The organism is Desulfosporosinus sp. (assembly GCF_014237355.1).
Classification (GTDB): Bacteria; Bacillota; Desulfitobacteriia; order Desulfitobacteriales; family Desulfitobacteriaceae; genus Desulfosporosinus.
The window spans coordinates 25,567-46,853 of the sequence record NZ_JABZFS010000074.1; the positions used below are offsets into that span (position 1 = coordinate 25,567).

At 38.7% G+C, this 21,287-nt stretch carries 19 protein-coding genes, 1 tRNA gene and 1 pseudogene; 12 read left to right on the forward strand and 9 right to left on the reverse strand.

Annotated features, from left to right (window positions below; all coding sequences use genetic code 11):
• Positions 1–147: 147 nt before the first annotated feature.
• Complete coding sequence (locus HGJ98_RS16515; RefSeq protein ID WP_291352784.1) at positions 148–480, reverse strand: hypothetical protein; 333 nt, start codon at positions 478–480, stop codon at positions 148–150.
• A 146-nt stretch (positions 481–626) separates the two neighbouring features.
• Here HGJ98_RS16515 and HGJ98_RS16520 point away from each other — a divergent pair, with 146 nt between their 5' ends.
• Complete coding sequence (locus HGJ98_RS16520) at positions 627–857, forward strand: hypothetical protein (protein ID WP_291352786.1); 231 nt, start codon at positions 627–629, stop codon at positions 855–857.
• A gap of 377 nt (positions 858–1,234) precedes the next feature.
• On the opposite strand, the gene HGJ98_RS16525 is transcribed toward HGJ98_RS16520, so the two are convergent.
• Positions 1,235–1,307: transfer RNA gene (locus tag HGJ98_RS16525), tRNA-Thr, on the reverse strand.
• Between the two features lie 127 nt (positions 1,308–1,434).
• Positions 1,435–1,833, reverse strand: a complete 399-nt coding sequence (locus HGJ98_RS16530) for a response regulator (protein ID WP_291352788.1) — start codon at positions 1,831–1,833, stop codon at positions 1,435–1,437.
• Between the two features lie 346 nt (positions 1,834–2,179).
• Between HGJ98_RS16530 and HGJ98_RS16535 the strand changes: the two genes are divergently transcribed.
• Positions 2,180–2,524 carry a hypothetical protein gene (locus HGJ98_RS16535; RefSeq protein ID WP_367142739.1) on the forward strand — a complete coding sequence of 115 codons (345 nt, stop codon included), beginning with the start codon at positions 2,180–2,182 and terminating at the stop codon, positions 2,522–2,524.
• 86 nt (positions 2,525–2,610) lie between these two features.
• Here HGJ98_RS16535 and HGJ98_RS16540 read toward each other — a convergent pair whose 3' ends face one another.
• Complete coding sequence (locus HGJ98_RS16540) at positions 2,611–2,883, reverse strand: hypothetical protein (protein ID WP_291352790.1); 273 nt, start codon at positions 2,881–2,883, stop codon at positions 2,611–2,613.
• Between the two features lie 311 nt (positions 2,884–3,194).
• Here HGJ98_RS16540 and HGJ98_RS16545 point away from each other — a divergent pair, with 311 nt between their 5' ends.
• Positions 3,195–3,617, forward strand: coding sequence for a DUF3795 domain-containing protein (locus HGJ98_RS16545; protein ID WP_291352791.1), 423 nt, complete (start codon positions 3,195–3,197; stop codon positions 3,615–3,617).
• Positions 3,618–3,760: 143 nt separating this feature from the next.
• On the opposite strand, the gene HGJ98_RS16550 is transcribed toward HGJ98_RS16545, so the two are convergent.
• Complete coding sequence (locus tag HGJ98_RS16550) at positions 3,761–4,813, reverse strand: DUF3231 family protein (protein ID WP_291352793.1); 1,053 nt, start codon at positions 4,811–4,813, stop codon at positions 3,761–3,763.
• 348 nt (positions 4,814–5,161) lie between these two features.
• Between HGJ98_RS16550 and HGJ98_RS16555 the strand changes: the two genes are divergently transcribed.
• From HGJ98_RS16555 to HGJ98_RS16580, 6 genes are all read left to right on the forward strand, one after another.
• The gene (locus HGJ98_RS16555; RefSeq protein ID WP_291352795.1) at positions 5,162–5,788 is read left to right on the forward strand and encodes a hypothetical protein; all 627 of its coding nucleotides are present in this window, start codon (positions 5,162–5,164) and stop codon (positions 5,786–5,788) included.
• A 117-nt stretch (positions 5,789–5,905) separates the two neighbouring features.
• Positions 5,906–6,379 (forward strand): hypothetical protein, encoded by a 474-nt coding sequence (locus tag HGJ98_RS16560; RefSeq protein ID WP_291352797.1) that lies wholly within the window; start codon positions 5,906–5,908, stop codon positions 6,377–6,379.
• A gap of 235 nt (positions 6,380–6,614) precedes the next feature.
• Positions 6,615–7,898: a recombinase family protein gene (locus tag HGJ98_RS16565; RefSeq protein WP_291352798.1), complete on the forward strand. Its 1,284-nt coding sequence runs from the start codon at positions 6,615–6,617 to the stop codon at positions 7,896–7,898.
• Positions 7,843–9,180 carry a recombinase family protein gene (locus HGJ98_RS16570; protein ID WP_291352817.1) on the forward strand — a complete coding sequence of 446 codons (1,338 nt, stop codon included), beginning with the start codon at positions 7,843–7,845 and terminating at the stop codon, positions 9,178–9,180. The genes HGJ98_RS16565 and HGJ98_RS16570 overlap by 56 nt, the downstream gene beginning before the upstream one ends.
• Before the next feature lie 148 nt (positions 9,181–9,328).
• Positions 9,329–10,294 carry a hypothetical protein gene (locus tag HGJ98_RS16575; protein ID WP_291352800.1) on the forward strand — a complete coding sequence of 322 codons (966 nt, stop codon included), beginning with the start codon at positions 9,329–9,331 and terminating at the stop codon, positions 10,292–10,294.
• A 482-nt stretch (positions 10,295–10,776) separates the two neighbouring features.
• Positions 10,777–11,286, forward strand: a complete 510-nt coding sequence (locus tag HGJ98_RS16580; RefSeq protein WP_291352802.1) for an RNA polymerase subunit sigma-24 — start codon at positions 10,777–10,779, stop codon at positions 11,284–11,286.
• Positions 11,287–11,804: 518 nt separating this feature from the next.
• On the opposite strand, the gene HGJ98_RS16585 is transcribed toward HGJ98_RS16580, so the two are convergent.
• Positions 11,805–12,866 carry a DUF3231 family protein gene (locus tag HGJ98_RS16585; protein WP_291352804.1) on the reverse strand — a complete coding sequence of 354 codons (1,062 nt, stop codon included), beginning with the start codon at positions 12,864–12,866 and terminating at the stop codon, positions 11,805–11,807.
• A 1,631-nt stretch (positions 12,867–14,497) separates the two neighbouring features.
• On the opposite strand from HGJ98_RS16585, the pseudogene HGJ98_RS16590 reads away from it, so the two are divergent.
• The 3 genes and pseudogenes from HGJ98_RS16590 (at position 14,498) to HGJ98_RS16600 (ending at position 16,901) form a co-directional block, all read left to right on the forward strand.
• Positions 14,498–15,405, forward strand: a pseudogene (locus tag HGJ98_RS16590) (substrate-binding domain-containing protein).
• Positions 15,406–16,044: 639 nt separating this feature from the next.
• Positions 16,045–16,491 carry an NAD(+)--rifampin ADP-ribosyltransferase gene (gene arr / locus HGJ98_RS16595; RefSeq protein ID WP_291352806.1) on the forward strand — a complete coding sequence of 149 codons (447 nt, stop codon included), beginning with the start codon at positions 16,045–16,047 and terminating at the stop codon, positions 16,489–16,491.
• A gap of 104 nt (positions 16,492–16,595) precedes the next feature.
• Positions 16,596–16,901, forward strand: coding sequence for a YciI family protein (locus HGJ98_RS16600; protein WP_291352808.1), 306 nt, complete (start codon positions 16,596–16,598; stop codon positions 16,899–16,901).
• A 661-nt stretch (positions 16,902–17,562) separates the two neighbouring features.
• Here HGJ98_RS16600 and HGJ98_RS16605 read toward each other — a convergent pair.
• The 3 genes from HGJ98_RS16605 to HGJ98_RS16615 all read right to left on the reverse strand — a co-directional run bounded on the left by HGJ98_RS16605 (position 17,563) and on the right by HGJ98_RS16615 (position 20,046).
• Positions 17,563–18,330: a class I SAM-dependent methyltransferase gene (locus tag HGJ98_RS16605; RefSeq protein WP_291352809.1), complete on the reverse strand. Its 768-nt coding sequence runs from the start codon at positions 18,328–18,330 to the stop codon at positions 17,563–17,565.
• Positions 18,331–18,341: 11 nt separating this feature from the next.
• A complete protein-coding gene (rsgA, locus tag HGJ98_RS16610; protein WP_367142740.1) occupies positions 18,342–19,295 on the reverse strand; it encodes a ribosome small subunit-dependent GTPase A in 954 nt (317 codons plus the stop codon).
• A gap of 121 nt (positions 19,296–19,416) precedes the next feature.
• Entirely contained in the window at positions 19,417–20,046 is a 630-nt protein-coding gene (locus tag HGJ98_RS16615) for a TetR/AcrR family transcriptional regulator (RefSeq protein WP_291352812.1), read from the reverse strand.
• Between the last annotated feature and the right edge of the window lie 1,241 nt (positions 20,047–21,287).

Sequence of the window (21,287 nt, forward strand, 5' to 3'; positions counted from 1 at the left end):
TTTCTCTTCGATAATGAGAGTTTAACAAAAGGTTTAAAAAGGAGCTACCGTTATAAGGCAACCCCCTTGTCCAACATTATGACTACGCTTTTATCATGACCGTTTAACATATAGAGATTATAGTAAACAAAATGGTTTAAAATAAATTTAAGGGTTATTAGCTATCTTGTTTATCCATTCTGTTGCAATATTATGAATGTCCTTTTGTGACCTCTTGTTATCATCCTCAACTATTACTTTGAGGTTCGGAATAATAACAGATAACCCATAGCTCGGAATTGTGATTCTAAGAGGTTCAGGCATATCGATACAAAACAGGTTTTTTTCACTATTATAGTGTTTATCTACCTGCAGTAGAGAACTGGTTCTTTTAACATTATAGACTGTCGATTTTAAATCAGCCTGAAGCCTTTCTATATATGATGGTCTATACATATCACGAGTGATTTTTACCACGGAACTTCCAAAACTAGTATTCATCGATTTCCCTCCTCGCTTGAACGCTACTTTAGCATATGTTAATATCCAGCGTGGTGTTAGAAAATTATGGAAAAGCCCTAGAGCTTGTCACGTTTGTCCTTATCATTGCGTAGATTATAGTATCCCAAGAGAGAGGAGGGGCTTAGATGGCGGGTCAAGGTCAATGCCCACAAGGTTGTTGTACTGGTAATGAAATACTGTGTATTTCTATTCCATGTCCAATATCAATAGTTCTATTAGGAATTAGCTTGCAACTTGAATTGCCGTGTGTCAGATTAACATCTCAACAAGTGTTAACTGGTACCCAGGCTGCCCAATCAGTTAATGCATTGACTGGTATAATAGGTGCAGTGGGTAATATTCTGCCAACAACATAAAGATTAATTTTTAACCCAAACTAGTATCCCGAGAAGGCGGAGCAATCCGCCTTTTTCATAAAAACCAGGCTAACATTTATGAGGGCGGATGACTTTTGGTAAAACAACGTTAGTTAATAATTTCTAACGACAAGTGTTATGCGGTAGAATATATCCGAGACAAATAATCTTCGCTAAAAGATGACAAATGCGAAAGTTAAATAAGTTTACCTGAACCTAGAAAGGTATCTATACAGTTGGTTGAAAATCCTTCCTATTATATAGGGCAATATTTTAAGCAGGTCACTATGGCCTGCTACATTTTTGGCGAAGTGAATAACCAATAACATTCAAAGAACCGCATAAATGAAAAATATACCCAACGTTGGTTGTTTAGTTGGAGCTGGTGATGGGAATCGAACCCGCAAGCTGAAAACAAATCAACTACTCTTCCAATCGAGCTGCACCAGCGTGTATTCTGTCAAGAGTATTAAATAATTCATGTCTAAAATAATAGGGTTAGTAAGAAGCAGGTAGCTAGGCCTGCTTTTACATTTTGAGGAGATGTCTAAATAGACATGCAAAACCATTATAGCGATTACATTAGTCTTAACTTAGAACCCTTATGAGAACTACAGAGTAAAGAATGCAAAGTGAAACGCAAATCTTCAAGGTCAAAAGGTTTGGGAAAAAAGCATTTCACATGGCCTTTCTGGATAGCAGTCATGAGAGCTTTGTCTTGAGTAGAACCACTCATTACGACAACTTGCGTCTTGAGACGAAGTTGTTTAATTTTGTTTAGAGTTTCGATTCCACTTAAACCAGGCATTTTTAAATCCAAGAATGTCAGTTTTGGTTTCTCTTCTATAATAATTTGTAGAGCTGTATATCCATCGGATGCCTCTTTAACGCGAAAACCTTCCTGAGATAAAAATTCAGACAGGAATTGACGTACACCATAATGATCATCTACTACCAAAAGAATATCTTTACTCAAAGAAAATCATCCCTTTTCTATATTAAATGAGAAAGACCTATACTTAAGTAGAAGCCAAACTTATCGGTGGGAACCCAATTATTAGTGTGCACCACTAGAATACTTCGTTCTATAATACGGAGAATCCTCTAAAAATTCCATATAATTATCTAAGTATTCTGAATACATTAGCAAATGGTTCCTTGGCAAACTATTCCATTGATATCCTTACACTATGTGGTTATAATATAGAACATAGGTTCGGTGTATAACCAAATGCATGTACTGGGGGTAGGTTAAGTGAACGATGTTTGCGCCAATTGTAATCGAAAGTCTTATTGTCTTGAGCCCTGTGAGGCGTGGTTAATTGCCCATAATCAATGTCCAGTATGTCGGAATAAACTCATTCATGTGGGTGGCTGTACGGAATGCATCACCGGGGATTGGGCAAAGTGTGGTTAATATGAGAATAGTAATGGATCCTATCGAAATGATTGCTTGGTTTGATATTCCAGGCATGCCTCGACCCATCCGCTTTCGGCATCATGGTAATGTCGTGAAAGTTGAGATGGTTATTAGAATCTCTGAAGAAAAGCTTGCGGGGAATCGTATGAAGGTTTATGAGTGCCAGAGCAATATTAACGGTCAGATGCACCGGTTTGAGCTTAAGTATGAGATAGGTACGTGTAAGTGGTTTCTGTATAAGATTTAATTTAGATAAAAACCCCCAAACGCTTTCAAGCAAATGAGGGTTTTCGATTTTTTCCTTCTTACCAACCTTGCGAATTTGGGTATTTATTACTGCCATGGCCAGGGAGTACCAAGCCTTAACCCAAACCCAAGTAAAGCAGCAACTATTATAACTATTAAAGCTACCATTGGTGTAACCCATTGAGCACGAGAAGCTCTTGGAACACATTCAACCGAGCCATCAGGATAATAAGTGCAAATTTTATCTGGAAAATAGCAAATAGCGATTTGAGTTTCTTCATCAAAAAAACAATACATAGCGACACTTCCTTTTCTTATTTGAGTGGGAACCTGTCTGCTATATTTTATGCGTTTGTCCATTAATGGTTCTGATCAATACTGTCCCCCCAGGATGGACACCAATCGATAAAATCAATATATTGAAGGCTTAATTAGCATAGATAATTGAAGCAATAACGAGTAATCGGAAGTTCATTGTTATTGTTAAAAACACGAAATAACGCAAGAACGAAAACGCATAGATCGGTCGTAAAGCCTGATTTTTGCGTTTTTTGATGTTTGGATTTGGTTTTAACTTTACATAGTTGTAGTTATCGGACTCAAGCGCGAAACAAAGGAAAACTATTCCTTGATGGAGAAGTATATTCCGAAAACAAGGGAGGTATGTAAGTATGGACTATCAAAACATGACTGCACCCTGTGGATTGGACTGTTTTAATTGCCCCGTTTATCTGGCAAATAGCAATGAAAAACTGCGGGAGATGGTTGCCGCTGGGCTTAATGTTCCACTAGAGAAAGCCGTTTGCCACGGCTGCCGTAACGAAGCTGGAGTAATTGCCGCCATTGGTCGAGATAAGCCTTGTTACGTATATCAATGCATCCAAGAAAAGGGGATTAGCCTTTGTTGCGATTGCTCTGATTTTCCCTGTGACTACTTGCATCCCTACGCTGATCAAGCAGCCCAGAAGCCGCATAATACTAAAGTGTTCAATTTATGTCTGATAAAGAAGATGGGGTTGGAGAATTGGGCTAAGGAAAAAGCTAGAAATGTCAAAGAGACTTATTATAAAGGTAAACTGAAATTGGGTGACTAGCAGATTCACGGCAAAATGACGAAATGGTATGAGGAGATAAGCGTGTTAAATAAGGGTAGGTACATATTGAGGCGAATAATAATATGCCACTAGTTGGATAACGGGAAACAAGTCTCTAGTAATGGTTAGAGGTAGCAGGATGTTCAGTGTGTTAATACTTTGCGATTAACAGCTTCAGGAATTTTTTCAAGCCATCCGTTCTTAATTAGTAAATCTGCCCCATCCTTGGCGATTCTAAGTATATCCGCTATTAGTCTAGCATAAGTTGCTACAATATCTTTCCTCATCATTCTCGACAGACCTGTGCCTAAAGCGTTAAGGATATGGGCAACTATTGTTGTGGCATGGAATAAAATTAACCGGTCACTAAATGGTGACTCTCTTGAGTCAGTAACACGATAATCTAATATTTCGGGACTAGGTAAACCATCCTGTTCTAAGATCGGACGAAGTATATTAATATGTTTCTCGGCTAATTTTGCACCTTCGTTGAAAAAATCCCTAATTTCCTCAGAATTTACTACTTGAGCAAATCCCAATTTCAATGCTTTGTATATCACTTTAATTTCCAAGATAGCTAATATATTGCTAATTTCTAAGGCGTTTAAAGTTCTATTTGTACTAAAAAAAGAACCATAATAGGCCTTGTCATGAACGAATTCTACTCTATCTGGGACAGCAATATACGGTGTTTTGGGATAGACCCCTTTTGCTAGGAGAACATCATCGGCCTTTTTGATGGTTTCTCTAGAACCGTCAATAAACGTATAGAATAACTGTCGGATATCCGAACGTGTTGATTCTGCATAGGCTAAATAATGATTTTGAAAAATGTACTTTGTCATAAGTTTTGTGTACAAAACCCAATAGGTTTCATCAAATAATTTCGGAGCTGTAGGATTGATATCCTTTTCTCCAAATGCTTCTGGTATAGGGTGTTGAATTAAGTTGAATATATTTTCAATCCGCGTAATATTTTCGCTAGAAAGCTCCAATGCAGATTGGATAACATTAAGGTAATCAGGGTCTTTTATTGTAGTAACAATATGTTTTTGAAAGCACAATGCCATACTTTCAGCCATGTAAGTTGACCAAAGGTGATTGATCTCGGCTACCGTCGGAGGAATATCAACTAAATTATGTTGTAGCAGACTCGAAGGGACCTGCTCGTATAGATTTTGGTTTGCTTGTTCCATATTACAGACTCACTCCCATTTTCGCTTTGCTTTCCTTATTATGATGTAAACATAAGATATTTATTTACATCGTAATAATTATACTTGCTTAATAAGAAGTTACATGCTGCCTATTGGTTACAGGATTAATTAATCATAATTAAACTAGTACTAGTAATGAGGGATATCAAATTTCTGCTAATGCTTAATACTGCTCAGTAAGGTTTTAATAGCACCAGATTCCTTATTGACTGGAATGACTGGTGCTATTGTCATAACGGTCATTATAAGACTCAAGGAACAAAATAAAGGAAAATTATTCCTCGATGGCGAATAGGTTTCTGGAATTTATTGTGAAGGAGGAGGTAATTGATAAAACTTTTGGGGCACGACAAAGTAATTATTCGTTTTATAAGTCTATATAGTTTGGGTTTAGCATTATTGTATATAAGTTGGACCTTAACCTATTTCTTAATACCTGAAGGTGTTTTACGAGAAGTTTCGATCTTTACCAAATTAGCAGGAGATTCTGCAGCAGATACAATGGGACGTGAATTCATGCAAATCTTTGGTGTAAATCTTATCGGCTCGTCATTTATTATTTTCGGAAATTATATTTTGCGTGTAAATAAATTTCCCTTTGGATATCTAGTGCCACTAGCATGGATGATTATGTACGGTGCAACTTTAGGTACGAACTCGTTCTCTATTGCCTTAGAAAAAACTATGGCTCCTACATTGGCTGTATTTTCGCGAAGTGGACCATATGAAATGATGGCAGGGGTACTATTAGCTGTAGCTACTAATTCAATCTCAGTTAATAAATCAGAGAGTTTCTTTTCTAAGTCAAAACCAGTTCCTAACGATGAACGAGTGCCTATTACAAAAGAGCAATGGGCTGCAATAGGGATTGCTATCTTGATACTTTCTGGGGCAGCTTTGCGTGAAGCGTATATGATTATAAATTTAGTATTTAATACTAGTGCTATGTCGTAACAGTCATTATCGAACACTAGGGCGTAAATACAGGTAAATTCTTCGTCGATGTATGCACCAAGAAAAGGGAATTATGCAAACAAGTTAAAAAATGCAAAGCTTCAAGGAGGATCCGTTATGTTCGGTCCGATAGTAACTGGTATATTGTTTTCTTTAATTATGATTGGTATTAGTCTGAAAAAACCAAATGCAGCGCGAATCATTCTGGGCATATTCTTCTTAATTATGGCTATAGGGGTAAATGGTTCAATCACGTTACTTAACCCTCATTTATATGTAGACTATGGGCAGGATGCATTAATATCCCTATATCGTGAACTGTGCTTAAATATTATCTCAATCAATCCTTCAATATTTGGTTTGTTACTGGTTATTTATGAAACTACTATTGGCCTACTAATGCTCCACAAGGGCATATCAGTAAAAGTAGGCATGGTTGGGGCTATACTTTTTTTGATTGCAATATCTCCTGTTAGTTTAATTCAGATCCCCTGGCTTGGGCTTGCAATATCACCCGCTTATCTCTTAACAAAACATTTTGACACAGCATTATGGGAAGTTATATGGACAAAGTTTTCAAGAGTATCCTAATAGGGCAGAGTGACGGTTCAAAATTTATGTAAGTTTATGCATGATAAATAATTGACAATTTTGCAGGATGTAGTCGGCTAAGGTGATTTCTATTCACAGAACAGCTGCATATTTTCAAAGGCTTTATCATAGTAGCCTCTTCTGAATACCGGAAGAGGTCTTTTTCTGCTTGACTTCTATCAACTTCAGAGTGATGAATGGTAGTGTCAAATTGATAGAAAGGAGATTAAACCTTATGCGAGTAAGGATCATTGAACCAACCGTAAAAAAGCATCCTTCCAAAAAACGTGTCTGTGCTTATGCAAGGGTATCCACGGATCAGGGCAAACAAGGCGAATCGCTGGAAAACCAAATAACCTATTACGAGAACTTGATTTCTTCAAATCCAGACTACGAATTTGTCGGTGTTTTCGCTGACAAAGGGATGACAGGAACCAAGGATAACCGACCGGAGTTTCAACGAATGCTTGGTCTCTGCCGAGAAGGAAAAATAGACATAATCCTAACGAAATCGATCTCAAGGTTCACCAGAAATACAGTGGTCATGCTTCAGGCAGTAAGAGAACTTAAGGACATTGGTGTTGAGGTCAGATTCGAAAAAGAGAATATACACACTCTATCAGGGGACGGTGAGTTGATGCTTACCGTCCTCTCTTCATTTGCGCAAGAGGAAAGTAAGAGTGTCAGTGATAATGTTAAATGGCGGTACCGTAAGAAGTTTGAGAACGGGGAACTTATCATAAATACTCAGCGCTTTCTAGGCTATGACAAGGATGAAACCGGTCAGTTGATTATAAACCGTAAAGAGGCGGAAATTGTAAAACGAATTTACACTGAGTACTTGGCAGGATATGGTGCCTTTAAAATAGCCAAGTTGTTTAATTCAGAAGGCATCCCAACTATCACCAGTGCAAAATGGAATGAATCAACCATCCTAGATATTCTCAGAAATGAAAAGTACAAGGGGGATGTCAAACTCCAAAAGACCTTTACCCAGAACCATATCAGCAAACTGAAGAAGAAAAATAAAGGCGAGATGGATAGCTTCTACATCGAAGACAACCACTCGCCTATTTTGTCTAAGGAAGTATGGGAGCAAGTTCAGCAGGAAATGAAAAAGCGAGCTGAAGCGAAAGGGAACGTTAAAGGTTCGGGGAAATCCCAAAATCGCTACCCTTTAACAGGTAAACTATTCTGCAGTAAATGCGGATCACCTTTAAGGCGAAGAACTTGGAACAGCAAACATTCCTGCCGAAAGATTGTATGGCAATGCAGCAATTATATTGAAAACGGTAAGGATGCATGCGCAGGTACGTCTATTGAAGATAGCGTTATTTCAAGAGTTAACATACAGGGACCAACCATCATCAAGGAGGTTATGAAGAATGGCAAGAAATATTACCGTTATTCCAGCAAAGAACAGGACCAGTCTAGCGGAAAACCTAGAACCCCAGAAAAAGAGAATGGCGGCGTACTGCCGAGTTTCTACAAGCCAGGACGAACAGTTACAAAGTTATGAAGCGCAGGTGAGATTTTATACCAGTTACATCAATAACCATCCTGATTACAAAATGGCCGGAATATACGCCGATGAGGGAATATCCGGTACCAATACCAAAAAGCGTGAGCAGTTTAACAAAATGATTGAGGATTGCAAGGCCGGAAAAATTGATATGATTATAACCAAATCTATTTCTAGGTTTGCTAGGAATACATTAGATACTTTAAATTACGTTAGATTACTTAAGGCGTTGAGCATTGGAGTCATCTTTGAAAAGGAAAATATTAATACTCTAGACGGTAAGGGAGAGGTGCTTCTTACAATTCTCAGCTCGCTCGCGCAAGAAGAAAGTCGGTCGACCTCTGAAAGTTGTACCTGGGGCCTACGTAGACGGTTTGAACAAGGCAAGGTTATGGTGAATCATACTAAGTTTCTGGGTTACGATAAGGATAAAAACGGAGAGTTGGTTATTAATGAGAAGCAAGCCAAAATCGTGACACGAATATATAATGACTATCTTAACGGTAAAGCACCCAACGGGATAGCCAAAGAACTTCAAAACGAAAAGGTTCCTAAATGGGATGGCACCTACAAGTGGTACGAAAGCAGCATCCGCAAAATACTGAGTAACGAAAAGTACAAGGGGGATGCCCTCCTTCAAAAGACTTACACCGTCGATTTTCTTTCAAAGAAGAGAGCTGAAAACGATGGGGATGTTCCTCAATACTACGTCGAGAACAGTCATCCTGCCATTATCGATAAAGAAACCTGGGAAGCAGTCCAGCTTGAGATGGAGAGACGGAGAGCATACGCTGAGAAGCATGGGATCCAGAAGGTTTATTATGCTTCTGGTGACAATCCCTTTGCAGGAAAAGTTACTTGTGGAGTTTGCGGTAGGGCTTATGGCAGAAAGGTTTGGAACTCAACGGATGAAAGGCTCAGAAGGGTTGTCTGGCGATGCAATACAAAGTATGGGGTTAAGGGAAAAAAAGGATGCGAGAGCAGACATATTGATGATAGGGTTTTATACCAGGCCTTTGTTGGAGCGTTTAATGCCGTGGTTGAGAATCGAGCTTACTTTATGAAGAAGTGGGAAGAGCAGATTGAGAGTGATAATGCTCTGAAAAAAGTTATTGCTAAGCGATTTATTGAGATATTCAAGGCGGCAAAGCTGATTGACCAGTTTGAAGTAGATTTGTACTTTAAACTAGTTGAAAAGATAACAGTTTATGATGGCATGTTGGTTGTAAGTTTGCTTGATGGGTTTAAGGTAGAGTGTGAGGACTTTTCAGGAATTTAAGTTTAGACAACAGGACAAGATAAAATCTTCTAAAGACTATAAGTAAGCTTGTACCTATAAAGTTAGTGGTGGGATATATTGTAAAGTAATATGTAAAAGGAAAAGCCTTCTTGCTAGCGAAATTTAGTATGAAAGGAGCAAGATAGGTTTGCGTACACATCGAATTAAGTTAGCAGGATTAATCCTTGTGCTCTTGTTGCTGATAACAGGTTGTTTGCCTACAAAAAGTACTCAAGTTGTTAGTAAGACTGAGGAGCAACCGGCAGAAAATGTTGAAGAAAAGGCGGAGATAGGGGAACCTGATTCTAATACTAACAATCCTAGTGAAGTGGAAGACAATAAACCGGAACAAATTACTTCCAACTCAATAGTAGATACAGCGCCGGTAAGTGTATCTCAAACAACACAGCCAAAGAATAACGAGCCAGTGTACACGAGGGAAACCATTAAAACACCAGATGGGCTTTACACCATTGAAAGACCCCTGCTTCGCTACCCAGTGGGAAATATCCAGCTACCCCTTAGGCAAAGTCTTACAGTTCAATGGGAGGGGACTGCGAAAGGTTATTACCTGAGCTTAATAAGACCGGGAGACGGTTATTCCAAAGGGACTGAAACAATAATAGAAGCATATCTTGGAGATGTCCGATCTTATACAATCCCTGCTACTATGTTCCTCGGAGGGGCTGAATATGCATTTAACTTGTTTGCAACTCCTCCACTAGGTGTTGAAAGAATGTACCCGCATTGGACGACTGTTAGACCCGTTAATCTACCAGGCAAACAGGCTATAATTAAAGTGGATAATGATATTTTGCGTGCACCAACTATTATATACCCTGATGAGAATTTCGAACTCCCACTGGCCGATCTTACTTTAAAGTGGAAGTTCGAATGGAACGATGTTCGTGGAAGGCCATACATGGAATTGGAAATAGAAGATTCAGATGGGCAACGTGTAATCCTTGAGTCTTGGGTTAACAATGAGGGGAAAAATTATTCCTACACTATACCAAAGGCACGTCTGGTTTCAGGGGAGGCCTACAAGATTAGATTGATGTTAACATTTAATGGTGTAAGTCAAACTACTCGAAGTAGCTTTAAGATAAAGTGACTATGCATCAGGTGGACAATATCAGACTATGAGGTACTAGATCACTAGTTTTTTCAAGTAGGGTGAGAGGGTATAATACAGACTATTGTTAGCCAACTGTGGTGAGTTTTTTACCTTTGGTTGGCGTCCTTTTTATTGTAAAGTGTTGTCATAAATAGTATTAATAAGCTAATGATGTCCGTCAATAAATAGATGGATTAATTAATGATGCAAAGCTGCGCTCGATAGGTATTGGGATTTGGTCTCAGGTGACATTCATAAAGAGCTTGGTATTGGTATGCAAAAAAGATGCCGAAGGTTTGCAGAATCATGTATGAAAAGATGAGAACAAATGATGAAATTTACACACGACACCTAGTGGTAATAGATTCACTATAAAAATAAGGTTCTATTTGACATAACGTTTAGCCTTTTTAAGGTAATCCCTTCTTGACATCCATCGCTTTTTGAGTGATGAATGCTTGTCAAGGAGGGATATTGGCATGACAGAGGAACAAAGGCAAAAAATTAAAATGCTGCGATATCAAGGGCTTGGCTATAAAAAAGTCGCAGATGAAGTAGGGCTGTCACGAGACTCGGTTAGAGGTTATTGTTTAAGAAATGGTTTAGGTGGTAGTGGAATAGAGTTAGTTGCAGAATACCAAGATGTGATGCAGGATGAGTTTCTGCATATTCTCTGTCTTAACTGTGGTTCGGAGATTAAGCAAAATGAAGTTGGGCGAAAGAAGAAATACTGCTCACTGAGCTGTAAATATAAGTGGGAAAAAATTCACCGGAGGTCCTATACTCTTACTTGTGAGTATTGTGGAAAAGGTTTTAAATCCTTAGGGGTTAACGGACGAAAGTTCTGCAGCCAGGATTGTTATCAAAAGAATCGCTTCTGGCGGGAAGAAGATGCTGCAGAAGTAGCAAAGAAAATTCTAGAGTTTAAGAAGGTAAACCGTTTGCCGAAATGGCTTAAGGATCTACTGTTGGCTGGTAAAGAAGAATAAGAGTTTCCGGGGAAATAAGATTTTAATATTTCAGAGCTAGCGTTTGACCTCTGTTAGTTCGGTGACCCAAAGAGTTGAACTTTTAGAGGTGACATTATGCAAATAACTGCAAGAAAAAATAAGCATAAGCTGAGTGATAGTTTGTAGGATAATCAGAAGTAAGTTGTGTTTAAATCAACCGTGATATTCAGCAATATTGACTAACAAAGTCAATGTTAAAAACTGAAAAATCGGTATATAGAATAGGTGTAGGTGTATTACACATCTCATAACAAAATTGAAGAACATTAATAAATCGGTTCGATACCCCTTAATACTATTTTCAGAGCGTCCCAATATAACGTTTAGATACCTGAGATTTCGACCATTGACAAGTCTTGTTTGACTACTTAACAAATCACTCTCCCCTTGCTAAATGTTGACAAATTAGCGAGGAGAGTGATTTCGCTATTTAAAAATACTAACAGGATTACCAAAGCTTAATCTTTGTAGATTATTGGCAGGGTTATTACGCTTTCTTATTGAACTAACTCCTTACGGTCAGCAGTTTCAGGAACCTTTTCAAACCATCCGTTTTCTATCATTAAGTCAGCTCCATCCTTTGAATCCACAAGAATCTCAGTCAATATACTAATTAAAACATTATTAATGTCTTTTCTAGCTGAACTGGTTAACCCATAACCGACATCTAAAAGACAGAATGTCGTCACTGCCGATGTGTGAGCCAGTATTAGCTTATCGCTAAATGGTGATTGTTTAGAGTTAGTCAATTGGAAATTCGACGAAGTGGGTGTCGGTAAATTTTCTTCTGCTAAAATTTTACCGAATTTCAAGGCTTGTTCTTTATGCATTAAACTTCCATTATATAAATAATTTTTAATCTTATCGGAATTAACAACTTGGCTAAATCCCAATTTTATAGTTTCCAGGGTTAACTTTACTTCCATGTTGTAGAATAAATGACCGATTTCTAAGGCGTTTAGTGGTCTTTTCCCTCCGAAAAATGAGCCGTAATAATTTTTGTCATGAACCATTTCTGTCCTGTCAGGCATGATAATATGAGGGGCCTTGGGAAGCAACCCCTTTGCCATTAGCACATCAGTAGCCCTTTGGTTTATATTCCTTGAATTATCCATAGCTTCAGAAAAGAATTGCCTAAAATCAGAACGTGAACTTCGTGACAATGATAAGCTGTATTTAAGCCCAATAAAAACATTCATGAGCCGTGTATATGTTAGAGAGAAAGTCTCAGAGAATAGTTCAGGAGCACTATTATCCACATCTTTGTCACCGTAGCCTTCTGGTATAGGTTCATTAATTGAATGAAAGAGATTTTCCATGGAATTTATATTTTGGCTTGATACATCAAGAGCTTGTTGTAATACTGGTTTTATATCTGGGTCTTTTGATTTAGCCACGAAAAATTTCAACATACATACAGACATGTTTTCAGCCATGTAACTGGCCCAAAGGTTCCCGATTTCCGAGGCATTTGGAGGGATATTTTCTAAGTTATGCTGAATAGCTCCGAACGGTACTTGTTCGGAATAATTTTGATTAGCTTGATTAACAGTGTTCATAATTACCTCCCAGGCTAATTGTCTAATATATTTTGTGTTATTCAATCACAAGATATTCAAGTTGGAAAACAAACCTACTCAGCTTTTATCAAAAAGCTTTAGAAGAAAAGGCTACCGTTATTGTAAGTATCTATTAAAATGAATTTACATCTATTAACCTCTAATTAAACACTTACCTGGACTTCCCCAAATTCTTAAACCCTACAGTAGAATGCCGCCCATCTCAATCAGAGGATGGACGGCATTCGTAGGATAACTGGAAGTTGATTCCAATTTAATTATTATCGTATCGGACGTTGGCATTTCTACACTTTTATAAAGACAAAAAATAACTTCATTGTCCTTATGTACTGAGAAAACCTTCCGTGTCCTAATTTGAAAAAAGGGGGTGTCGCAAAACTACTTTAAAAAGTAGTTGCAACGGCCCCTTTTTTATTTCTTATACTTAACCTTTGCAATAACCGATTGCCCTCGGAAGTACATCAGCCACCTGTAGGGTACTTTGTCAGCATTTACACACCCTGTATTTCCCCTGTGTGTCTTTTAATATCGTCTAAAGCCCTAAAACACTATGCCTCAGCAACTGGTAAAGAATTTGTTCTTCGGAAACGTTTGCACAATAACAAATAGGGAAAGGGGAAGGAATATTTTCCTTAAACCAAGTTCCACTTTTTAATTACTCTCGGTTAATTACCTTCCCTACGGTTTAATAACCAACTTCACATACTGGGGTTCGACAAAACTGTTCTATTCAGGTTAACAGTATTTATTCAAATATTCTGTCTTTACCTAAACCCGAGCATGCTTACAGATTGACAGATTGAACTATATATATTAAAGTTATATTGGTTTTAGTTTGGTGTACTTTGCTTTAGTTCCATGAACTTGGTTTGAGTTATCTAAGAAATCTAACATTAGTTTAAATAATTTCGAAAGCATACCTTTGTGAAATTACGAGCACCTAACTAGAAATTATTTTATGCTTCTTTAGTGTTCGTTAAATTTTACATAAAATAAATAAAGAGGGAGTTGAATTAATGAAAAACGTAAAAAAATAGTCTACTCGCATTAGTAATCTTAATACTCTTGGGCCTTGTAGCTTGTTCACCTAAAGCATTTACCACACCAGCAGAACCAACCAAACTAGAAATTACTTACGTAACAGGCAAAAAGCTAACCTTAGCTGCACCTGCAACTAAAATTGTGGGCTCCCATAATCCCGAAAGGATAAGATATTAATTCGCCACGAAAAACTAAGGAGTAAAATAGAGTAGATTAAAAACACGGGACTAATGGCGAAAAGCTCGGTTTTTGTAACACTTGCGACGCTAAACGTAGATAATTTAGAGGAAGCGAGCAGATTTTTATATTGGCAGTAGAAGAAAACTACCTTGACGAAATAGTCTTGTATATCAAAGATTATGTAATGAAGAAAGATGGACTATATTCCTTTAAAGAGGAATAACTGTGTACTCGATTTTACAAAACTCAATAAAAAACTGCCCTTTTCCAGACCAATCTCTACAACGCGGGACGCGAAAAATGACCTATGATTGGAGAGCCCCCCCTACGTCACCCTCTAGTACGTAAATCGTCATTCAAAAAACGCTTTATTAGGAGGAAATAAAGAGATGAAAAAGAAACTAAGACTTCACCTTAACTTTGGCTTCGTTCTACTTATGATCGCTCTCATAATGACCGTCGTCGGGTGTGGAACAGCTAAAACCCCCACCACTCCTGCACCACAAGCGACGGAAACGCCAAAGCCTGCAAGACCCGACGTAATTTTAGCAACCACCACAAGTACACAAGACAGCGGTTTGCTCGACCTGCTCATCCCTGCTTTCGAGAAAAAAACTGGCTATAAAGTAAAAACAATCGCGGTTGGAACAGGAGCCGCTTTAGCCATGGGTGAAAAGGGGGATGCTGATGTATTATTAGCTCATGCACCTGCCGCAGAAAAAAATTAGTTGATAATGGAACAGCTATCAACTATCAGCTCGTGATGCACAATGATTTCGTCATGGTTGGGCCCTCAACAGACCCGGCCAAGGTTAAAGAAACTAAAACTACTACAAACGCCTTAAAGGCCATTTATAATAGTCCCGCCATTTTTGTTTCCCGTGGAGATGATTCTGGAACAGATAAAATGGAAAAAGCCTTATGGGCAAAGGCTAATCTCACACCTATTCAGAGTAAATATCAATCAACCGGTCAAGGGATGGGACAAACACTCACTGTGACCTCCGAGAAAGAGGGCTATACTCTCACAGACCGTGCAACTTTCCTAGCCGCCGGTAAAAACCTAAAACTTGAGATCGTCTTAGAAGGCGATGCTTCCCTCTTAAATATTTATCATGTCATGCAAGTGAACCCTGACAAGTTCCCGAAAGTGAATGCAGACGGAGCTAAAGCCTTTGTCGAGTTTATGACAGATAAAGATACCCAAACCCAAATCGGAACCTTTGGAATAGAGAAATTCGGTCAGGCCCTTTTCTTTCCTGATGCAGGTAAAAAGATGGAGGACCTCGGCAAGTAATCCTTCTACTTCACGGATTAGAAAAAATAAAGTGCGTTGGTGTGAGAATTTTCTTCTCAACCAACGCATTTGAATATTTATTTATCAAATGCTTGAAGCAGAAGCTTCCTAGTAAATAGACTGTATTACCAAAGTTCCAATTATTCTTATTTGTACCAGTTCTTCCTAACCGATTTTACTTCCGCAAATTTAATTAATGCCTAATCGGAATTGAGACTCCTTCAGTATGTATTGTTCATACAGGGGGGTATCTGTTATTAAGTTTCGCGCAAGGATAAGATATAGTGGGTATACGCGAATTGATTTAGCGAGATGTCGTTTTCTTGTGAGACAATAAAGCTAGGTAAAATGGGCATTCTAGCCTGCAAATCATTTTGCGAGAATGTATTACTCACGCCCCCCTTGCTTTTTTTGACTATAGGGGGTACACTTTTTTGCAAAAATCCCTATTTCCGCGTATCAGTATCACTACTTTGCCCAGACACACATAGAGACGGTAGTTCTCCTCAATAGAAAACACACCACTATATAGTGTATAAACTCAGTCATATCAACACTATATCTTGTGGTTTTGGTGAAAATGGATATGTTTCCGTGGACTTAGGGGGTAGAGTGGGTAGACATTGGAGGAATATGACAATGGAACAAAAAAATAACGAACAGAATCAAAGCGGACAAGGGGCAACGCCATTCGCTCAAACTTATTTTCATGGAACAAAGGCAGACTTAAAAGTTGGGGACCTGATTGAAGTTGGTTACAACTCAAACTATGGGCAGAGAAAAAATGCGAAATACATTTTCTTGTCTGCAACATTAGATGCCGCAATTTGGGGTGCCGAACTCGCTATTGGTGAAGGAAGAGAAAGAATCTATTTAGTAGAACCAACAGGAAAAATTGAAGACGACCCCGATTTAACAGACAAAAAATTCCCAGGTAATCCCACTAAATCTTATCGTTCCACTGAACCATTTAGAGTTATAGGGGAAGTTTCGATTTGGCAAGGACACACAACGGAGCAAGTTAAAGCAATGAAAGATGCATTAGAGAGACTTAAAGAACAAGGAATTAATTCGTTAAATGACTAAAGGGGATTGAGTGGGGTATCATTTATTCTGTGGTCTTTCTTATTTTTTGTAGGTAAAATTATAGGTATGGAATAAAAGTCTACTTTGATAGAGGATGTGAAAAAATGCAATTCATAGTTACAGCTTATGACGGTGCTGATGAAAAAGCATTAGAAAGAAGATTAGCCGCAAGGGAAGAACATTTAAAATCGGTAGAAAATCGTTTCAAATCCGGAGAGCATTTGTATGGATGCGCTCTACTTGATGATGAAGGTAGGATGATAGGCTCGGTGATGATTGTAGACTATCCTTCAAGAGTAGAGCTGGATAATTGGTTGAAGGTAGAACCTTATGTCGTGGGAAATGTGTGGCAAAGAATTGACATAAAGCCTGCCGCAGTAGCACCATTGTTTATGGAACTATATAAATAGAAGTATTTAATTTAGGCAGCAAAATGATTTGCCATAATAATGTAGTAAAACCATATAAATTTACTTGCTTTAGCTAGGCTTTTCAACGATTTGGGGAAGATTGAGCATCGTTTTAAGCGGTGCTTTTTGTATTCTTTAGCATATTTGAAGGTTTCAAATACATATTGTACAATGGTTTCGATCGAAGTTCTTTAAAATTGCCAGGATTTTAGGAATTCAATCCCCATAGAAATTTCAGTAAACATCGCGGTTTCGTGCTATCTAAATTATCCAAAGTTAGGGAAATCGGATCATCCGAGCTATCCATTCTTACATACTTAAGCTCCTTTAGGAGTTCTTTTTTGTCCCCTAACTTCGGATAATTTGCTATGGATAATGTGAACCTTAATTTAGTTTATAAAAACAACCTTTTTGGTATTAATAAGTGAACCTATTACGGTTCATTTTTAAGGACGGCTCGAAAATTCAGGCATAATTATAAACCCTATTACTGGCAGACAGTAATAGGGTTTATCTCTTACATTAATAGATTATATGTTTAGCTTATCCTTATAGTACTTACCTCCAAACAAAATATAAAATTATCTAAGCGTCGTACTCCTATCACCGTCCATAAACCGTTCATTCTTTCAACGCGTTCCAACGGAAATCCATTATTATTTTATACCTTTTTTCCAATATAAAATACATATCCATAATACTGTTTGTATTTTGAGTACAAGTCTGCCTCGCGCCTCATAAATGCAATCATATCCTCAACGTTTTTATTTCCCGCATGTTTTTTCAGGAATTCCTCTTGCCTTGCTTTTTGCGGAATAAAATAATAGTCTGTCCAACAACTTTCTGGCAACGTAAATGCGGCAACAGGAATATAACCTGTTTTTTGCATGATGGAAATATTATGCCCTATTGTGTCCATTTCAGGAACTGCGTCCAACCACCACTTCTCAATTTCAGCGGGGCGTTCATCGGTAAACCATGACTCATATGTTACGGCAATATAGCCATTTTTTTTGAGGAAGCCTTTCCAGTGATTCAAGCCTTTTGCAAAACCTATACTGGCAATAGCCCCCTCAGACCATATAAGATCAAATTCATCATTCTGAAACGGCAAATTATCCATTGAACCGACAATACCTTTTACCCTGTTCTGCAAACCAAGTTTTTCAGCTGTTACGTTAAGTTTATCAATCGATCCGGCGTAAAGGTCGAGTGCGGTGATGGTTGCTTCTGTATTTTGTGCCAGAACTATTGTTTGAAAGCCTGTGCCGCAGCCTAAATCCGCAATTTTTGTTTTGTTTGAAAGATTTCTGATAAAACTTAATGCCCTGATGGTTTCTTCGGAGCTGCCGGGACCTTGCCGTTCAAGTTCTGTGAAAAATTCATTGATGAGGGCAATACCAAATTCGTAGTTTGTTATTTCTTCCATTGTCATACTCCTTATCTTCTAATTATCCCTTTGGCTTTATCTGCCTTTACGGTTTTTGCTATGTTTTTGCGTTTCTGTTCCTTTGCCACAAGGTAGCTTTCAGCGTCCTCAGCATAAGCGTTTTCAGCCTTTAACTTTTGATAGGACTGCCAACGCTCCGATGATAAATCCCCGTTTTCAATGGCTGCAATTACAGCGCAACCCGGCTCGGCCGTATGACTGCAATTCTTAAAGCGGCATTTAACGGACAATTCTTCTATATCGGAAAAAGTTTTGTCTAACCCCTCGGCAACGTTCCATAATCCAAGTTCACGCATACCGGGTGTGTCGATTATCAACCCACCGTTTGGCAGTAAAAACAATTCGCGCCTTGTGGTGGTATGCCGTCCTTTATCGTCATTCCGTAAGCCGTTTGTGTCAATTCGGTTTTCCCCAAGCAGACGATTGATAAGCGTAGATTTTCCAACGCCGGACGAACCAATCAGCGCTATAGTATGACCCTCTTTGATATACGGCAAAACCTGTTCGTATCCGTCTTGTTCGATTGCGGAAGTAATTAGAATATCCACGCCCATAGCAACAGCTTCGACAGAAGATAGCTTTTCGGTAGTATTCTCGCACAAATCAGCCTTTGTCAATACCACTACCGGCGCAGCTCCGCTTTCCCAACAGATAGAAAGGTAACGTTCCAAGCGGCGCAGGTTAAAATCATTGTTGAGCGACATACAAATGAAAACCGTGTCTATATTGGCGGCTATAACCTGTTCTTTATGTGCCGGTCCGACCGCTTTACGAATAAACATGCTTTTTCGCGGAAGTATATGGTGAATGATAGCGTTACCCATGCTTTGGGCGCAGTCAATCATCACAAAATCACCGACAGCGGGGAAGTCCGAAACGTTCTCAACCTCATAGCGGAATTTGCCGGAAGTCTCCGCAAATTGCTCCCCTTGCGCACTTATCACGCGGTAAAGCCCTTTTTCCTGTGATAATATTCGGCCTATAATAAGGTTTGGATGTTCAGTTGTCAATATCGCAAATTGCTCTGAAAGACCATATGCGGTCATGTTATTTTTTTCACACCAATTACTCCTTTTGTTTCCGTAGAATGGAGTTCTTTTCTATAAACCGCTCAATGTGCGCCGCTAATAGCTTACCAGCCTCTTTCTTGTCAGGCGTTGTATCTGAAACGCTTACCAACAAATAAAGCGGCGCGTAAAACTCAACCGCAAGCTGTTTCGGGTTGCTTTTGTTCCAAATGCCTTGTTCCATCATTTCGCGGAATAAATCTTCCATATAGCTGACCGGCCCGCTTACAAAGCATTTTTGATACAGTTCCATTATTTCCGGGTTTCTGTATTGCTCCAAAGTCAACATTTTTCGGAAATTACTGGCAAACTCGTCTTCCGTCAAAAAATAAAACTGCGCCTCAATAAAAACCTTGATTTTATCCACAGCAGTATTGCGGTAGGCCGACGGTGATTTATCAAATGTTTCCTCCGGCACTTCATATTTTTTCGCTCTTTCAACATCAATCTCATACATGCGCTTCACTATGCTGTCGAATATATCTCGCTTATTCTTATAGTGCTTGTATAAAGCCCCTTTTGTCATGCCAAGCTCCCCGGCAATATCGCTGACCGAAGCAGCCTCATATCCATCCCGCGCAAACAAACGAAGCGCAGTATGCAAAATGTTTTCTTTAGTGTTGGCCATTTAAAAATCCTCCAATAAAGTAAACCGTCGTTCACCGCCATTATAGTAAACTACCGTTTACTTGTCAATAGGTTTCAGTCCAGCAACACATAGTCATATTGACATTTTTCGCAGTCAAGTTAGTGTTTCAGGACGCTTTCGCGGGTCATGGAGTTTCACTTCTTGAATTTGGGAAAAAAAGTAGACGCTCTTATCCGAACGTCTACTCATTGTCATATATCAGTTTTTAAGGGAGTTTCAGCTTTTTTACTACTTTCATCTCTGATTTGTCCTTGATTTTTCCATCATGAGCATTGATAGCTGACCTCCTTGAATTATCCGATGGAGAGTTGCATACTGAAATTGAAGTGGGGCTTCGAGTTCCTGAAGAGGAGGTTAAGTTGATGAAAATGAAATTCTTTCCCCAGTCGATTCTGGGAAAACCATCTGTCTCACTGGGATTGCTCACGGCGATTTCGCAACTTTAGGAGCTTCAGGCAGAGCATATAAAGCGGTCCAACTCCAAAGCCGGCCATGAGATAGTTGGCGACGAAATTTACCGTCCTCGGGAGGAAAGCAAAATGTTCAGCTGGAATGTGCCGGACGGGATGAACTGAAAAAACGGATTTCCGATATGGGCGATTTCCTAAAATGCAATTGAGCCAACCGGAGGTGGCTCAATTGCATTTCCTTATCACCAGAGTGCATACTGAAGTTGGATAAGTGATTCTGACTAGATACTTAATTCTTTTTGTGGGTAATTTAAAACCTTAACTCAAAATCCAGCAACATATACTCAGATAAGCGGATGAACATCAAAACGGTCAGGAGCATTCATTATCCAGACTTCTCCAAATTCTTAAACCCATAAGTAAAATACAGCCTCACCTTGGTTTTCATAAGAAACACGTTAGTAGTAACACGAAGTAGGATGGAGTAAAGAAATGACCGCAAACGAGTTTTTTAACAAGTGTTTATGCGTAGAAAAGGGCTAGGATTAGATTTGTCCTAGCCCAAACTGTCCCTACAACAGTACTAACAAAAGTAAAACAATTGCAATGAATGCAATGAGTGCAAGACCAATGACAAGTATATTACTGTGATGGTGATGGTTATCGCTCATAGATATCACCCCCTTATGACATTAGAAGTGAAAGATTGAGTTTACATTTATAAAATATGCTGTTTGTCCCATAAGTGTGCAAGCTGGTTGCCAAGGTCCAATCTATGGCTGCCTATGTACCGTTCATGCATGAAAAGAA

Excerpts from the sequence above, each read along its gene's own strand:
- HGJ98_RS16580 (WP_291352802.1), top strand. The coding sequence starts at position 10,777 with ATGACAGAGGAACAAAGGCAAAAAATTAAAATGCTGCGATATCAAGGG.
- HGJ98_RS16545 (WP_291352791.1), top strand. The coding sequence starts at position 3,195 with ATGGACTATCAAAACATGACTGCACCCTGTGGATTGGACTGTTTTAAT.
- HGJ98_RS16550 (WP_291352793.1), bottom strand. The coding sequence starts at position 4,813 with ATGGAACAAGCAAACCAAAATCTATACGAGCAGGTCCCTTCGAGTCTG.
- HGJ98_RS16615 (WP_291352812.1), bottom strand. The coding sequence starts at position 20,046 with ATGGCCAACACTAAAGAAAACATTTTGCATACTGCGCTTCGTTTGTTT.
- HGJ98_RS16600 (WP_291352808.1), top strand. The coding sequence starts at position 16,596 with ATGCAATTCATAGTTACAGCTTATGACGGTGCTGATGAAAAAGCATTA.
- HGJ98_RS16515 (WP_291352784.1), bottom strand. The coding sequence starts at position 480 with ATGAATACTAGTTTTGGAAGTTCCGTGGTAAAAATCACTCGTGATATG.
- HGJ98_RS16520 (WP_291352786.1), top strand. The coding sequence starts at position 627 with ATGGCGGGTCAAGGTCAATGCCCACAAGGTTGTTGTACTGGTAATGAA.
- HGJ98_RS16585 (WP_291352804.1), bottom strand. The coding sequence starts at position 12,866 with ATGAACACTGTTAATCAAGCTAATCAAAATTATTCCGAACAAGTACCG.
- HGJ98_RS16570 (WP_291352817.1), top strand. The coding sequence starts at position 7,843 with ATGGCGGCGTACTGCCGAGTTTCTACAAGCCAGGACGAACAGTTACAA.
- HGJ98_RS16540 (WP_291352790.1), bottom strand. The coding sequence starts at position 2,883 with ATGGACAAACGCATAAAATATAGCAGACAGGTTCCCACTCAAATAAGA.
- arr (WP_291352806.1), top strand. The coding sequence starts at position 16,045 with ATGGAACAAAAAAATAACGAACAGAATCAAAGCGGACAAGGGGCAACG.
- HGJ98_RS16605 (WP_291352809.1), bottom strand. The coding sequence starts at position 18,330 with ATGGAAGAAATAACAAACTACGAATTTGGTATTGCCCTCATCAATGAA.
- HGJ98_RS16565 (WP_291352798.1), top strand. The coding sequence starts at position 6,615 with ATGCGAGTAAGGATCATTGAACCAACCGTAAAAAAGCATCCTTCCAAA.
- HGJ98_RS16560 (WP_291352797.1), top strand. The coding sequence starts at position 5,906 with ATGTTCGGTCCGATAGTAACTGGTATATTGTTTTCTTTAATTATGATT.